The sequence below is a fragment of the Amycolatopsis sp. NPDC114478 genome (assembly GCF_055633805.1).
Window position 1 is genome coordinate 95,558 of the sequence record NZ_JBVKDO010000012.1, and the last position, 13,830, is coordinate 109,387.

Here is a 13,830-nt window from a genome sequence, read left to right on the forward strand (position 1 = left end):
TTCCGGTTCGGACTCCATGACTGCGATCACAGCACGTCACCCGGACCGCGCAGGTCTCAATGTGAGACGTCGCGAAAAGACCTTCCCTTTTTCACCGAGAAGCCGTTGCCCATTCACCCCGCCCGGTTCTACCTTGTCCCGGGCATTGATCGGACTACTGGGGGTCTCATGTCATTGCGCCACCGATTAGTCAACGCCGCCGTCGGGGCGGGCGTCCTCGCGAGTCTGGTCGCCGCACCATCGGCGGCCCTCGCCGCGGCCGGGCCGACCACCCTGCCCGCCTCGCAGTACACCCTGGCCGCGAGCTACGACCAGTTCGACACCGTCAACTCGGCGCTCGTCTCGACGCTGGGCACGGCGGCCGTCCACACGGTCATGGACAACGCGAACCACGACCGGGCGGCGCTGCCGTCTTCGTTCTCCGTCGCCGGGCTGTCGACCGGGTTCCGGTTCGACAGCGGCGACAACGCCGACTGCACCAACTACCCGCAGGGCATCACGACCAGCCGCGACGCCGTCGGCACGGCCAACAGCGGCAACTACGACGGGCACCAGCTCGTCCTGGTCAGCTGGTACACCAAGGACGGCTGCGACGGCGGCCAGACGCGCAGCCGGATCACCCTCGCCGACTGGGACGCCACCTACCCGAACAAGTACCGCAAGGTGCTGCTGGTCGAGCCGACCGGCACGGCGGCGGCCCCGGACTTCAAGGACATCCCGATCCACGCCGGCGGCGTCTCCTGGTACGGCGACTACCTCTACGTCGCCGACACCGGGAAGGGCATGCGGGTCTTCGACATGCGGAAGATCCTCAAGACCGACCCCGGCGGCACGGCCGACCAGATCGGGCACCAGTCCGGCAGCACGTACTACGCCCACAACTACGGGTACGTCCTGCCGCAGGTGGGCACGATCACGTCCAAGACGACGTCCGGCACGAACCTCGCGTGGTCGTCGATCTCCCTCGACCGGGTGAGCAAGTCGATCGTGATGACGGAGTACACCTGCCCGTCCGGCTGCACGGACTACCCGAACCGCGCGCCGCGGGCGATCCGCTACCCGTTCGCCTCGTCCGGCACGTTCGCCGCCACGACGACGGCGAGCCAGGCGCTGCAGCTGCCCTGGTACAAGCTCAACGGCGTGGCCTCGCACAACGGACGCTGGTGGTTCAACTCGTCCGGCTCGAAGCAGCTCCACTACTGGACGCCGGCCGCCGGGCCGTCGACGTTCGCGTGGGTGGGCAGCGGCGAAAGCCTGTCCTACTGGGAGGACGACACCGCCGCCGACCTGCTGTGGTCGCTGCAGGAGGGCGCGGGCAACCGCAACGTCTTCGCGGTCACCCAGGCCACCTACGGCGGTGGCTGAGGTAGCCTGACCACATCGGACGATTCGGACAGCTGAGCAACCCGAGGCGGTACCGCCGCCTCGGGTTGCTGCTTGCCGTCCTGCTGTTCTTCGGCGGGACGCCGGCGGTTCCCGCGTGGTCGCCGGCACCCGAGGGCCCGGCGGTGGCCACCGCACCGGCGCACGACCTCGTCACGGTCCGGCCCGCCGTCCCCCGCGGCCCGGCCACCACCCCGGTCCCGTGGGCGCTCACCCCGTCCTCGGCCACCGTCGCGCCCGCCCCGAAGTGGTGGCGCGCCGAACTCCCCGGTGCGGCGCTGCGGGCCGTCGCACTCCCCACTTCGCGGTCCACCCGCGCTCCGCCTGCCTTCGCCAACTGAACCCGTTCCAAGGCGCCGCGCCCGGCGTCGTGTTCCCTGCTGCGCGAAGGAAAACCCATGTCCGTTCTCGTGTTGACCCTGCTGACCGCCACGGTGGCGGTGGCCGTCGGGTTGCTGGTGAAGATGTTCCGGGAGGACCGGCCCCTGCTGGGCGGGCTCGGCATCTGCCTGCTCGTCGGCCCCGGCGCCGTCCTGGCGTTCCTCCACGTGGGCCTGACCGGCTAGCCCGGGTCGGCCTCCGTCCGGTCCGGTAGCCTGTGTTCACGAAGTGAACAGCTGTACCAACTCCGGGCGGAGGCCCTCGTGACCAAACCGACGCGCTCCCCGGACACCCGCGCCGACCAGGCGGACATCCAGGCCGTGAGCCGGGTCAGCCAGATCCTGTCCCTGTTCGACCCGGCCACGCCCGAGGTCACCGCCGGCGAGGTCGCCGAGCGGCTCGGCCTCAACCGCACCACGGCGTACCGCTACTGCACGTCCCTGGTCGCGGCGGGACTTCTCGAGCGCAGCAACGAAGGCGGGTACGTCCCCGGCGGCCTGCTGCTGCAGCTGGGCGCGTTCGCCATCGGCCACCGCCGCGTGGTCAACCTCGCGCCGCGGCACATGCAGGCGCTCTCGCGCGCCACGCAGACGAGCGTCGTGCTCAGCCTGTGGGGCCTCACCGGCCCGGTGGTCTCGCGGGTCGAGGAGAACGCGTCGACGATCGTCATCGTGTCGGTGCGGGTGGGCAGCCACCTGCCGCTGGACACCGCGCAGAGCAAGGTCTTCCTCGCCTACCACGCCGACCAGCTCTCGATGGAACGGCTGATCGGCAACCTCTCCGGCACCGCGCGCGACGAGCTGCGCGCCGACGTCGACCGGGTCCGCGCGGTCGGGCACTGCTCGGCGATGAGCACGCCGGGGATAGTGGCCGTGGCGGCGCCGGTCTTCGACGAGTACGGCATCTGCGCGACGATCGCGATCGTGGGCCCGGACAACACGCTGTCGATGGGCGACGACACGCCCGAGCTGCGGGTCGTGGTCGACACTGCGCGCGAGCTCACCCTCGAACTGGGCGGGCACTACCGGCCCGACGACCTCCAGCGCGCGGTGTAGGGCAGCCACGCCGGCGACGGCAGCGGCGGGACGTCCGCGTACTCGCGCGTCCCGGCCAGCGCGCTGCCGATGAAGTCTTCGGTGACGCCGGAAACTCCGTCGACCAGCTCTCGGAGGACGGCGGGTCCGCCGATCCACAACGCTGTCACGACTTCGACGGCCCGTGCGCCGGCGGCGAGGAACCGCAGCACGTCTTCAGGCGTGCGAGCGCCGTTCGTCCCGATCAAGGGCACTTCGAGCTGCTGGAAAGCCTTACCTACCCAGTAAAGGCTCATCGGCAGGCACCCCGGTGAGCTCCACGCGCCCCACGAGCCGAGCACCGAGCCGCCCTCGAGGTCCGGCAGGAAGCCCGGGTAGCGGCCGACCAGCCCGACGGCGTCCGCGCCGGCCGAGCGAGCCGCGCGGGCCAGCGCGACGACGTCCGACGCCTGGCCCGGCAGCTTCACGAACAACGGGACGTCGACGGCGGCCCGCACGGTCCGAACCGCGTCGGCCACACCGTCCACTTCGGTCAGTTGCCGCACCGCGCGCGCCTCACGGCCGTGCGGCGCGCCCATGTTCAGCTCGACCGCCGGCACCACCGACGCCAGCGCGCGGCCGATCCGCGCGGCCGCGGCCGGGTCGCCCAGGGTGATGCTGCCGACCACCGGGCAACCGCGTGCCGCGCCGTGGGAAGCGGCGGCGGCCAGCATCGCCAGCCAGTCGTCGAGGTCCACGGCCGCGAGCCCGGACCGGTTGAGCAGCCCGTCACCGGCCCGGGCCGTGCCCGGCGGCCGCACCTCGCCGCCGGTGGAAACGAAGGCGTAGTCGGCGATGGCCAGCTGCTTTCGGGCCGCCGCGCTTTCGTTCACCGACTTCGCCACCACCGCCCCGGCGCCCGCGTCGACGCACGCGGTGATCCCGTCCAGGGTCATGGTCAGCTCCGAGGAGCCGACCCACACCGGGTTGGCGGTGGCGAGGCCGCCGACATCCAGACCGTCCACACCGTCCACTCAGGACAGTTTCGGGATCGTGCTGTCGTCGGCCATGTCGACGTCCTTCGTCTCCGGGCCGAGGAACCCGCCCAGGCTGATCAGCAGGCCGGCGAGCACGATCAGGACGCCCGGGGCGAGGTGCGCCGGCATGAACCCGTCGAACCGCTGCAGGTAGAACTGGTAGAACGCCGGGGCGATGAGCGCGAGGCTGTACCCGACGCCGTAGCCGGTGGACCGGATGCTCGCCGGGAAGCGCTCGGTCAGGTAGGCCGCGATCGGGCCGAACGTGCCGACGGTGAACACGCCGATCAGCACGCCGAAGCCGAGCGCCGCGCCGAACCCGCCGTTCGAGGTCATCAAGAGCGTGTACGACCCCGCGCCGAGCACGACCATCGCCAGGCCGTAGCCGATGTAGAACCGCCGTCGCCCGATCCGCTGGGACAGCAGGCCGAACAGCGGGTAGGACAGCGCGGCGGACGCGTTGATCACCAGCATCGTCAGCGTGACCTCCTTGCTGGACAGCAGGAGGTGCGCCTTCAGCTGCGCGGGTGTCACGGCGGCTTCCATGTTGGTCGCCAGCCACGTGCCGGTCATCAGGATGAACACCTGGCCCAGCGCCCGCGGGTACTTCTTCACCAGCCGCACGAGCGGGAGCTTGTGCTTCTCGCCGGTCAGCTCGACCGGGGGCTCGTGGACCTGCTTGAGGTAGTAGCGGAACAGCACGGCGGCCAGCAGCGCGCCGACGAGGAACGGGACCCGCCAGCCCCACTGCACGTACGCGCTGTGCAGGCCGGCGGCGGGCAGCAGCTGCAGCATCAGCAGCGTGATCGCGGCAATCACCGCGTACGCGGCGGGCGAGGTCGACGTGATGATCGAGGCGTAGAGGCCGCGCTTGTGCTTCGGGCTCCACTCCATCGCCAGCGGCACCGCCGTCGTGTACTCGCCGCCGAGGAAGATCCCGTCGACGAACCGCAGCGCGATCAGCAGGCCGACCGACCACATCCCGATCGTCTCGTGGCCGGGCAGGCAGGCGGTGATCAGCGTGATGACGCCGAACCCGCCGACCGCGACCAGTGTCGTGCGCTTGCGCCCGACCGTGTCGGCGAAGTGGCCGAAGATGACCGCGCCGAGCGGGCGGCCGATCAGCGTCGAGGCGAACACCAGGGACGCCAGCAGGGCCGTCGTGCTCGCGCTGAGGTTCGCGGCCTGGAAGTACGCGGTCGCCGGCGCCAGCACGACGATCGGCAGGTAGATGTCGAACTGGTCGACGAAGTAGGCGAGCGTTCCGCCGCGGACCGCGGCGCGCACCTTCGCGGGGTCCGGGCCGTGCGGGGTGCCGGGGCGGACGGCCGCCTCCGCGGCGTCGGGCGGTGTGGACATCGGTGTCCTCCGTTTTCGAACCTAGTGTTCACGAAGCGAACGTCAGACACTCTAAATACCGCCAACCGTGAACACAAGAGCGGTCACAGGGTTGACAGCCGGTCTTATAGTGAACTTTGACTTCATAATGCGAACGAGAGGCACTCTGATGAGCCCCGCCATCGCCGCCGTCCTGGACGGCCTGGTCGACATGCACGTCCACTCCGGGCCGAGCCCGTTCCCCCGGCGCTTCGACCACGTCGAGGCCGCGCAGGACGGCGCCCGGATCGGGATGCGCGCCATGGTCGCGAAGTCCCACCACCACAACACCCAGATGGACGTCCTCGCGATGAAGGGCCGCCTCGCCGACGTCCGGGCGCAGGTGTTCGGCGGGATCGCGCTGAACAGCACGGTCGGCGGGCTCAACGTGCACGCCGTGCGGATGACCCTGCGGATGGGCGGCAAGGTCGTCTGGTTCCCGACCATCTCCTCCGGCCGGCACATCGACTGCCACCCCGAGGACGGCGCCTTCCCGACCACGACCGTCCCGCTGACGCTGGAGCGCATCGACATCGTCGACGGTGAAGGCTCGCTCAAGCCCGAGGCGCTCGAGATCCTCGACGAGATCAAGGAGCAGCAGGCCGTCCTCAACGGCGGGCACATGTACCCCGAGTACATCAAGACGCTGTTCCGGGAGGCGCACGAGCGCGGGATGAAGCGGATGGTGGTCAGCCACCCCGACTTCGTCATCGGCGCCGACCCGGCGCTGTGCCGCGAGCTGATCGAGCTCGGCGCGTTCATCGAGCACGAGGTCGGCATGTACGACCCGGAGGGCACGCAGAAGTGGGATCCGAAGAACCTGCTGACCTGGATCGAGGCCCTCGGCCCGGAGCACACCGTGCTGGCGTCGGACTTCGGTCAGAAGGCCAACCCGAAGCCGGTCGACGCGTGGCTGCGCGTCGGCGAGGCGCTGCTCGACCTCGGCCTGCCGGAGAAGGACCTGCGGCGGATGGTCCGCGACAACCCGACGTACCTGCTGAACCTCGACGCCTGAAAGGACCCGCTCGTGTACGAAAAGGACGATCCCCGCTCGGCCCTGGCCACCGCGGCCCGGCCCGACAGCGGCGCCGCGATCACCGCCGCGCAGTACCTCGACCTGCGGGAAACGCCGGTCGTGCGGGCGCAGAACGTCATCCTCGTCCACACCGACGCCCGCGACGGCGACGACCTCGACAACGGGACCCTCGAGGGTGAGCTGGCGATCATCGTCACCGCCGCCTCCCCCGCGTTCACGGTGTTGACCGACGACGGCGCGACCAAGGTGGACTCCCCCGGGCTCGTGGTGGTCCCGCCCGGCGCGTCGCGGATCGGCGTCCACGGCGACGGCCCGCTCGTCCGGCTGGTCGAGGCGACCGAACCCGCGTGGCGGGACCGCGTCGCGAACGCCGGCGCCTACGCCGAGAACCACCCGCGTGTCACGCTGCTGGAGCGCTGGCCGGCCCCCGCCGAAGAGCGGGTCCGCTTCTATTCGCTGGCGGACGTCCCGGACGACCCGAAGCGGTTCGGGCGGATCTTCCGGACGCGGTCGTTCATGGTGAACTTCCTCCCGCTGCAGAACGGGCCGCGCGACCCGCGCAAGCTCTCGCCGCACCACCACGACGACTTCGAACAGCTTTCCCTGGCCGTGCAAGGGGAATACGTGCACCACATCCGCACGCCGTGGCTGCCTGACAGCACGACGTGGCGCGAGGACGAGCACGTGCGGATCGGCAGCCCGTCGGTGACGATCATCCCGCCGCCGACCGTGCACACCTCCGCGGCGAGCGACCCGGGCGTCAACCAGCTGATCGACATCTTCAGCCCGCCGCGGGTGGACTTCTCGGAGAAACCGGGCTGGGTCCTGAACGCCGACGACTATCCGATGCCATGAACGGCCGGACCGGAGGCGGGCTCTTCACCCGTCCCGCCACTCCCGTCGGGACGTGGCTGAAGATCGCCTCGACCGAGCCGGCCGAGATCATGGCGTTCGCCGGGTTCGACTTCGTCGTCATCGACCTGGAACACGCGCCGCTGGACCTGGTGACGGCGTACCGGCTGATCAACACCGCCGCGGCGCTCGGCATGACGCCGATCGTGCGGGTGCCGGACAAGACGCCGTCGACGATCCAGAAGATCCTCGACGCGGGCGCCATGGGCATCCTCGTGCCGCACGTCGACACCGTCGAAGAGGCGGCGGCCGTCGGTCGGGCGTGCCGGTTCCCGCCGCACGGCGTCCGCGGTGCCGGCGGCACCAGCCGAGCCGGGGCCTGGGGGCTGCGGCCCAACGCCGAGTACCTGGCCGCCGGCAACGACGACGTCCTGTGCATCCCGCAGCTGGAAAGCGTCGAAGCGATCAAGGCCGCGCCGGAGATGCTCGCACTGGACACAGTGGACGCCGTGTTCGTGGGCGCGGCGGACCTGTCGATGTCGATGGGGTCGACGCCCGCGTCCCCCGACGTACTCGACCTCGTCGCCTCGGCGATCGCGGCCGCGCACGACGCCGGGAAGAAGTGCGGGCTCGCCTTCGGCGGGGTCCCGGAGAAGGCGGCGCGGGCTGTCCGGGACGGCTGCGACTTCGTGTTGCTCAGCAACGACACGACGATGCTGGCCGAAGCCGCCCGCGGCCTGGTCCGGGCGTTCCGGGACGCGACCGCATGACGCTCTCGCTGCCGCGCACCGCGTTGTCGATCGCCGAGCTGGACGACCTCGACCACGACGGGGCCGTCCGGTTCGTGCGTGCGCTCGAGGACGCCGGCCACCGGATGGTCTGGATCCCCGAGGTCAACGGGCGGGAGGCGTTCACGACGGCGGCGCTGGTGCTGGCGTCGACGTCCCGGCTGATCGTCGGCAACGGCGTCGCCCGGGCCCTCGAGCGCGTGCCGAAGTCGGCGGCCTCGGCGGCGCGCGACCTCGCCGCCGGCTACCCCGGGCGGTACGTGCTGGGGCTCGGGGTGAGCGGAGCGGTCCGCGAACGCGGGGTCGGACCGCTCCCCTTCCTGCGCGAGTACCTCGACGGCGTCGACAAGGTGGCGCACGGGGTACCGAAGGTGCTCGGGGCGTACTCGGCGGGGATCACGCGGCTGGCCGCCGAGCGCGCCGACGGGCTGATCACGTTCCTCGTCACGCCGGAGCACACCCGCTGGGCGCGCGAAACGGTCGGCGACCTCTTCCTGTCGGTGGTCCAGTGGGCGGTGGTGGGCCGGTCGCGCGCCGCCGCCCGCGAGGTCGCGCGCGATCGGCTCGCCTACTACCTGACGCTCCCCCACCAGCTCGCCAAGCTGAAGCGGCTCGGCTTCACCGACGCCGACCTCGCGCCGCCGGGATCCGACCGGCTCGTCGACGCGCTCGTCGCCTGCGGCACGCCTGCCCAGGTGCGCGAGACGGTGCGAGCGCAGTACGACGCGGGCGCCACACAGGTCGCGTTGACGCTGGTCGGGCCGCTCGACGACGCCAAGCTCGACGCCTACCGCGCACTCACCTTGGAGGAGAACTGATGCGCCCGGCCGAAAAAGTCATCATCACGACCGCCATCACCGGCTCGGTGAACATCCCGTCGCAGAGCCCGTACCTGCCCCTGTCCGCCGATGAGGTCGCCGACGCCGCGCTGGAGGCGATCGAGGCGGGATCGGCGATCGTCCACCTGCACGCCCGCGAGCCGGACGGCCGGCCGACGCCCGATCCCGACGTCTTCGAGAAGATCGTCGGGCGGATCACCTCGGAATCCGATGCCGTCATCAACATCACGACGGGCGGCGCGTCCTCGATGACGATGGACGAACGGCTCGCGGCCGCCTACCGGCTGCGGCCCGAGCTCGCGTCGATGAACATGGGGTCGATGAACTTCGTCTACTCGGGCATCGCCGACAAGGTGACCGAGTGGAAGCACGACTGGGAGAAGCCGTACGTGCTCAACACGTACTCGAAGCCGTTCGTGAACACGTTCGACAAGATCGAGCACACGCTGCGGACGCTCGGCGAGTCCGGGACGCGGTTCGAGTACGAGTGCTACGACATCGGGCACCTGTACTCGCTGGCGTACTTCGTCGAGCTGGGCCTGGCGAAACCGCCGTTGCTGATCCAGGGCGTGTTCGGCGTCCTGGGCGGGATCGGCGCCGACCACGCGAACCTGGAGCACATGGTGCGGATCGCGGACAAGCTCTTCGGCGACGACTACTGCTTTTCGGCGTTCGCCGCCGGCCGGGACCAGCTGAGCTTCGGCACGCACAGCGCGTGGCTCGGCGGGCACGTGCGGGTCGGCCTGGAGGACAGCCTGTGGATCGGCAAGGGGCGGCTCGCGGAGAGCAACGCCCAGCAGGTCCGGAAGATCCGGGCGGTGGTGGACGACCTCGGGAAACCGATCGCCACCCCGGCCGACGCACGCGCGATGCTGGCACTGCGAGGAGGAGCGGCATGAGTTTGCTGACGGGCAAGGTGGTCCTGGTCGTCGGGGCCAGTTCGGGCATCGGCGCGGACGCCGCGCGGGTGTTCGCCGCGGACGGTGCGTCGGTGATGCTGGTGGCCCGGAACGAGGAGCCCCTGGCCAAGTTGGCCGCGGAGCTGTCCGACCACGACGTCGCCTACACGACGGGCGATGTGTCGTCGGCGTCCGATGTGGACGCGTTCGTCTCGGCGACGGTGTCCCGCTTCGGCCGGCTGGACGGCGCGTTCAACAACGCGGCAATGGGCGGCGGCGGTCGGCTCGACCAGGTGTCCGAAGCGGACTTCGACCGGATCATGGCGGTCAACGTCAAAGGCACGTGGCTGTGCTTGCGGGCAGAGGTCGCGGTGATGGAGGCGCAGGGGTCCGGCTCGATCGTGAACGTGAGCAGCATCGGCGGCCTCCGAGGCAGCCCGGGCATGGGCGCGTACCAGGCGACGAAGCACGCGGTGATCGGCCTGACCCGCACGGCCGCCCACGACTTCGGGCCATTGGGCATCCGCGTCAACGTGCTCGCCCCGGGCCCGACGGAGACCCCGATGCTGGACGAGCTGCGCCGCACGATCCCGGGCGGAGTGGAGGCCCGCATCGCGGCAACGCCGTTGCGGAAAGCGGGCACGGGAGCGGAAGTCGGCTCGACGGCGGCGTTCTTGCTGAGCGACCGGGCAAGCCACTTGAGCGGAGTGGTAGTCCCAGTCGACGGCGGCTTCACCGCGTGAGGCCGCCGGGTGGTGGGCCAAGGTTCGCCACCCGGCTACGCCTCGTCGGCAACCGGCGGGACCGGCACCTTGAACCACGGCCTCCGCCGGAAGCCGGCCACCCGCAACGGGTTCAAGTACAAGCGCACCGGCAACCGCACGGGAAGGACGATTCCGGAAGCCGGCAACCAGCCGGCCCGCCGCCCCTTCAGGCCAGGTCCGGGATCAGCTCGCCGATCAGCCGGATGCTCTTCAGTACCTTCTCGTGCGGGATGCCGCCGATCTGCTGGAGGCACATCATCCGGTCGATGCCCAGTTCGGCGTACGCGCGCAGCTTCTTGCGGCACGTCTCCGGGCTGCCCACGATCAGCGAGTCCTGCGCGCTCAGCACCTCGAAGACCTCCTCGTCCGGAACCTGCTCGCCCTGCAGGATCCGGGCGATCAGGAGGTTCGCCTCCGACGGCGCGTTCGACGCTTCGCCGCGCAGGAAGTCGCCGGTCAAGCCCGGGGACTTCACGAGCTCTTCGTTGCGGGCGTTGGCGCGCACGAACTCCGTCGCCGCTTCGAAGAACGTCAGCGCCGTCACCGTGTACCACGCCGCGGCCGCCGCCGCGCCGTTGCGCATGGCCTCCTCGTCCGTGTCCGCGTAGTGGACGAACGTGAAGAAGCCGACCTGGTCGTTGACGAACGCCCCGACCGGCTCGGTGCACTGCGCGGCCGCCGCCCGGTACAGGCCGATCAGGCGGCCCGCGCGCTCGAGGGACTCCCACATGGTCGTCCCGAGCACGCCCACCCCGCGGCGCCCGGCTTCCTCGAACGACGCCGGGCTCGCCGCGGCCTGCCACAACGGCGGGTGCGGCTGCTGCAACGGCTTCGGCCCGATTCCGACACCGTCGACGCGGTAGGCGTCGCTCTCGTAGGAGAACCGTTCGGAGGTCCACATCTTCGGCACCATCTCGAAGGCCTGCTGCGTCTGCGCGCGGGCGTCGTCCGGCTCGATGCCGAAGAGGCGCCACTCGGGGATGGTCGACCGGGTCAGGCCCAGTTCGACGCGCCCGCCGCTGAGGTGGTCGAGCGTCGCCGCCCGCTCGGCGACGCGGATGGGGTGGTTGAACCGCCCGGGCGCGAGCACCGCGGAGTGCCCGAGCCGGATCCGGCTGGTCCGCTGCGAAAGCGCGGCCAGCATGAGTTCGGGCGCGGAGGAAAGGCTGAACTCCCCGGCGCCGTGGTGTTCGACCTGCCACCAGCACCCGTAGCCCAGTTCGTCGGCGAGGACGGCCTGTTCGATGGCTTGCCGGAACCGCAGCTGTTCGTGCCCTTCGGGCCAGGGCCGCGGGTTCTGGATCTCGTTGAACAGGTCGATCTTCATCCACGGCCTCCGCTTCATCGGGGTCACCGCAGAGTCAGTCTCCGAGAGCGACTGGGTCGTTACGGATGGTCACCCGGACGGAGCAGCTTGGTCACCGGGCCGCCCCGGTGGCACGCTTCTTCCGGACGAAAGGCGGTGCCCATGGCCTTGCAGCCGGCCGGGCCGCGGCGGGCCGAGGTGCTCGCCGCTCTTTCGCTCGCCATCGATCTCGGGCTCGGGCAGCCCATGGAGCACATGCTGCGCTCCGCGCTCATCGCCACCCGGCTCGCCGACCGGCTCGGGCTCGACGGCGAACAGCGCGGCACCACCTTCTACGCCACCCTCGTCGCCTGGATCGGGTGCCACGCCGACTCGCACGAGCTCGCCGCGTGGTTCGGGGACGACATCGCCTTCCGCTCCGCCACCTACCGCGTCGACTGGGCCGGCCTGCCCTTCCTTCGCCTGCTCGCGACGCACGCCGGGCGGGACCGGACGCCCGTCGCGCGCGGGGTCGTCGCCGCCGCGTTCCTCGTCAACGCCCGGGGCCGCCTCGCCGAGCTCATCCAGTCCCACTGCTCCTCCGCCGGGCGGCTCGCCGACCGGCTGGGGCTGAACGAGACCGTCGCCCGGGCGCTGGCCGGCACCTTCGAACGCTGGGACGGCAGCGGCCTGCCCACCGGCGCGCGCGGCGACCGGCTGCCGATCGAAGTACGTGTCGTGCACCTCGCCGAGGTCGCCGAGGTCCACCTGCGCCGCGGGGGCGTCGCCGCCGCACGAACCATGGCCGAAGCGCGCAGCGGCCGCCAGTTCGACCCCGCGGTCGTCGCCGCTTTCACCGGCGCCGCAAGCGAAATCCTCGACGGCCTGCTCGACGACGACGTCTGGACGGCCGCCCTCGAACAGGCCCCCGACCGCGATCGGACGCTGACCGACGACGAGCTCGACGACCTGCTCACCGCGATCGGCGACTTCGCCGACCTCAAGTGCCCCTTCGCCCTCGGGCACTCGCGCGGGGTCGCCGACCTCGCCGCCGAAGCCGCCCGGCGCAGCGGACTGTCCGAACCGGACATCCGGCTCGTCCGGCGGGCCGGGCTGGTGCATGACCTCGGCCGGATGGGCGTGCCCAACAGCATCTGGGAGAAACCCGGCCCGCTGTCGGAAGCCGAGCGCGAACGCGTCCGGCTGCACCCCTACCTGACCGGCCGGATCCTGCGCCGGGTCACGGGCTTGGCGCAGGTCGCCGCCATCGCGGCGGCCCACCACGAACGGCTCGACGGCTCCGGCTACCCGCTCGGCGCGGCCGGCGCGGCCCTGACCCCGCACGCGCGGCTGCTCGCCGCCGCCGACGTCTACCACGCGCTGCGCGAACCGCGCCCGCACCGCCCGGCGCGCGACGCCGTGGACGCGGCCGAGATCCTGCGGCAGCAGGCGCGGGAGTCCCGGTTGGACGCCGAAGCCGTCGACGCCGTGCTGCTCGCGGCCGGGCACGCGCGCCGCCGGACGTCCTACCCCGCGGGGCTGACCGGCCGCGAGGTAGAGGTGCTGCGGCTGCTCGCCGGCGGCGGCTCGAACCGGGAGATCGCGCGGGCGCTGTCGATCAGCGAGAAGACCGTCCGCAACCACGTCGAGCACATCTACGCCAAGGCCGGGGTGTCCAACCGGACCGGCGCCGGGCTGTTCGCGCTCGAACACGGCCTCGCCGGCCTGCCCGGAAGATGAGGCATCCGCCCCATGCGCGGGCGGCGGGGCGAGCACGAGGCTGAGGCGAACCGTAAGGAGCCCGCCATGCCCACCCGTGCCGTCATCAGCCTCACCACCGGTCTCGAAGACCCCGAGAAGGTCACCGTCGCGTTCCTCGTCGCGGTCGGCGCCGCCGAACAGCACCGCGCGACGCTGATGTTCCTCACCAAGGAGGCGGTCCGCCTCGCCCTCGACGGGTTCGCCCAGGCGACGGCATGTGAGGGCTGCCCGCCGCTGGCCGACCTGGTCAAGCGCTACGAAGCCGCCGGCGGCCGGTTCCTGGTCTGCCCGATCTGCTTCACCGCCCGCCACCTCGCCGACGACGGCCTGGTCGCCAACGCGTCCCTCGGCGGCACGGTGCCGATGTGGGAGTGGATCGGCGACGAGCCCGTCACGACGTTCAGCTACTGACGCC

General features: G+C 71.3%; 15 protein-coding genes. 12 read left to right on the plus strand and 3 right to left on the minus strand.

Annotated features, from left to right (window positions below; genetic code table 11):
- Window positions 1-168: 168 nt before the first annotated feature.
- The 4 genes from ACZ7OH_RS30050 to ACZ7OH_RS30065 all read left to right on the plus strand — a co-directional run bounded on the left by ACZ7OH_RS30050 (window position 169) and on the right by ACZ7OH_RS30065 (window position 2,819).
- Window positions 169-1,365, plus strand: coding sequence for a hypothetical protein (locus ACZ7OH_RS30050; RefSeq protein ID WP_470283882.1), 1,197 nt, complete (start codon window positions 169-171; stop codon window positions 1,363-1,365).
- A 65-nt stretch (window positions 1,366-1,430) separates the two neighbouring features.
- Window positions 1,431-1,724: a hypothetical protein gene (locus ACZ7OH_RS30055; protein WP_470283883.1), complete on the plus strand. Its 294-nt coding sequence runs from the start codon at window positions 1,431-1,433 to the stop codon at window positions 1,722-1,724.
- Between the two features lie 57 nt (window positions 1,725-1,781).
- On the plus strand, window positions 1,782-1,949 hold the full coding sequence (locus ACZ7OH_RS30060) for a hypothetical protein (RefSeq protein ID WP_470283884.1): 168 nt from the start codon (window positions 1,782-1,784) through the stop codon (window positions 1,947-1,949).
- Between the two features lie 78 nt (window positions 1,950-2,027).
- Complete coding sequence (locus ACZ7OH_RS30065) at window positions 2,028-2,819, plus strand: IclR family transcriptional regulator (protein ID WP_470283885.1); 792 nt, start codon at window positions 2,028-2,030, stop codon at window positions 2,817-2,819.
- Here ACZ7OH_RS30065 and ACZ7OH_RS30070 read toward each other — a convergent pair.
- Both ACZ7OH_RS30070 and ACZ7OH_RS30075 read right to left on the minus strand, forming a co-directional pair.
- Window positions 2,786-3,811 carry a hypothetical protein gene (locus ACZ7OH_RS30070; protein WP_470283886.1) on the minus strand — a complete coding sequence of 342 codons (1,026 nt, stop codon included), beginning with the start codon at window positions 3,809-3,811 and terminating at the stop codon, window positions 2,786-2,788. The genes ACZ7OH_RS30065 and ACZ7OH_RS30070 overlap by 34 nt on opposite strands.
- A complete protein-coding gene (locus ACZ7OH_RS30075) occupies window positions 3,812-5,173 on the minus strand; it encodes an MFS transporter (RefSeq protein ID WP_470283887.1) in 1,362 nt (453 codons plus the stop codon).
- 148 nt (window positions 5,174-5,321) lie between these two features.
- Between ACZ7OH_RS30075 and ACZ7OH_RS30080 the strand changes: the two genes are divergently transcribed.
- From ACZ7OH_RS30080 to ACZ7OH_RS30105, 6 genes are read left to right on the plus strand one after another with little or no spacing between them, the layout of a single operon-like run.
- Complete coding sequence (locus ACZ7OH_RS30080; RefSeq protein WP_470283888.1) at window positions 5,322-6,206, plus strand: DUF6282 family protein; 885 nt, start codon at window positions 5,322-5,324, stop codon at window positions 6,204-6,206.
- 12 nt (window positions 6,207-6,218) lie between these two features.
- The gene (locus ACZ7OH_RS30085; RefSeq protein ID WP_470283889.1) at window positions 6,219-7,082 is read left to right on the plus strand and encodes a cupin domain-containing protein; all 864 of its coding nucleotides are present in this window, start codon (window positions 6,219-6,221) and stop codon (window positions 7,080-7,082) included.
- A complete protein-coding gene (locus tag ACZ7OH_RS30090) occupies window positions 7,079-7,849 on the plus strand; it encodes an HpcH/HpaI aldolase family protein (RefSeq protein WP_470283890.1) in 771 nt (256 codons plus the stop codon). The genes ACZ7OH_RS30085 and ACZ7OH_RS30090 overlap by 4 nt, the downstream gene beginning before the upstream one ends.
- Window positions 7,846-8,685 (plus strand): LLM class flavin-dependent oxidoreductase, encoded by an 840-nt coding sequence (locus ACZ7OH_RS30095; RefSeq protein ID WP_470283891.1) that lies wholly within the window; start codon window positions 7,846-7,848, stop codon window positions 8,683-8,685. Before ACZ7OH_RS30090 ends, ACZ7OH_RS30095 begins: the two co-directional genes overlap by 4 nt.
- Window positions 8,685-9,605 carry a 3,5-dioxohexanoate:acetyl-CoA acetone transferase gene (kce, locus tag ACZ7OH_RS30100; protein ID WP_470283892.1) on the plus strand — a complete coding sequence of 307 codons (921 nt, stop codon included), beginning with the start codon at window positions 8,685-8,687 and terminating at the stop codon, window positions 9,603-9,605. The genes ACZ7OH_RS30095 and kce overlap by 1 nt, the downstream gene beginning before the upstream one ends.
- Window positions 9,602-10,348 (plus strand): SDR family NAD(P)-dependent oxidoreductase, encoded by a 747-nt coding sequence (locus tag ACZ7OH_RS30105; RefSeq protein ID WP_470283893.1) that lies wholly within the window; start codon window positions 9,602-9,604, stop codon window positions 10,346-10,348. Before kce ends, ACZ7OH_RS30105 begins: the two co-directional genes overlap by 4 nt.
- A gap of 187 nt (window positions 10,349-10,535) precedes the next feature.
- Here ACZ7OH_RS30105 and ACZ7OH_RS30110 read toward each other — a convergent pair whose 3' ends face one another.
- On the minus strand, window positions 10,536-11,696 hold the full coding sequence (locus tag ACZ7OH_RS30110; RefSeq protein WP_470283894.1) for an LLM class flavin-dependent oxidoreductase: 1,161 nt from the start codon (window positions 11,694-11,696) through the stop codon (window positions 10,536-10,538).
- A 141-nt stretch (window positions 11,697-11,837) separates the two neighbouring features.
- On the opposite strand from ACZ7OH_RS30110, the gene ACZ7OH_RS30115 reads away from it, so the two are divergent.
- A complete protein-coding gene (locus tag ACZ7OH_RS30115; RefSeq protein ID WP_470283895.1) occupies window positions 11,838-13,394 on the plus strand; it encodes an HD domain-containing phosphohydrolase in 1,557 nt (518 codons plus the stop codon).
- A 66-nt stretch (window positions 13,395-13,460) separates the two neighbouring features.
- Complete coding sequence (locus tag ACZ7OH_RS30120; protein WP_400899466.1) at window positions 13,461-13,826, plus strand: DsrE family protein; 366 nt, start codon at window positions 13,461-13,463, stop codon at window positions 13,824-13,826.
- Window positions 13,827-13,830 lie beyond the last annotated feature (4 nt).

Coding starts and splice junctions, on each gene's coding strand:
- ACZ7OH_RS30050 (WP_470283882.1), top strand. CDS start 169: ATGTCATTGCGCCACCGATTAGTCAACGCCGCCGTCGGGGCGGGCGTC.
- ACZ7OH_RS30060 (WP_470283884.1), top strand. CDS start 1,782: ATGTCCGTTCTCGTGTTGACCCTGCTGACCGCCACGGTGGCGGTGGCC.
- ACZ7OH_RS30075 (WP_470283887.1), bottom strand. CDS start 5,173: ATGTCCACACCGCCCGACGCCGCGGAGGCGGCCGTCCGCCCCGGCACC.
- ACZ7OH_RS30080 (WP_470283888.1), top strand. CDS start 5,322: ATGAGCCCCGCCATCGCCGCCGTCCTGGACGGCCTGGTCGACATGCAC.
- ACZ7OH_RS30090 (WP_470283890.1), top strand. CDS start 7,079: ATGAACGGCCGGACCGGAGGCGGGCTCTTCACCCGTCCCGCCACTCCC.
- ACZ7OH_RS30095 (WP_470283891.1), top strand. CDS start 7,846: ATGACGCTCTCGCTGCCGCGCACCGCGTTGTCGATCGCCGAGCTGGAC.
- kce (WP_470283892.1), top strand. CDS start 8,685: ATGCGCCCGGCCGAAAAAGTCATCATCACGACCGCCATCACCGGCTCG.
- ACZ7OH_RS30105 (WP_470283893.1), top strand. CDS start 9,602: ATGAGTTTGCTGACGGGCAAGGTGGTCCTGGTCGTCGGGGCCAGTTCG.
- ACZ7OH_RS30110 (WP_470283894.1), bottom strand. CDS start 11,696: ATGAAGATCGACCTGTTCAACGAGATCCAGAACCCGCGGCCCTGGCCC.
- ACZ7OH_RS30115 (WP_470283895.1), top strand. CDS start 11,838: ATGGCCTTGCAGCCGGCCGGGCCGCGGCGGGCCGAGGTGCTCGCCGCT.
- ACZ7OH_RS30120 (WP_400899466.1), top strand. CDS start 13,461: ATGCCCACCCGTGCCGTCATCAGCCTCACCACCGGTCTCGAAGACCCC.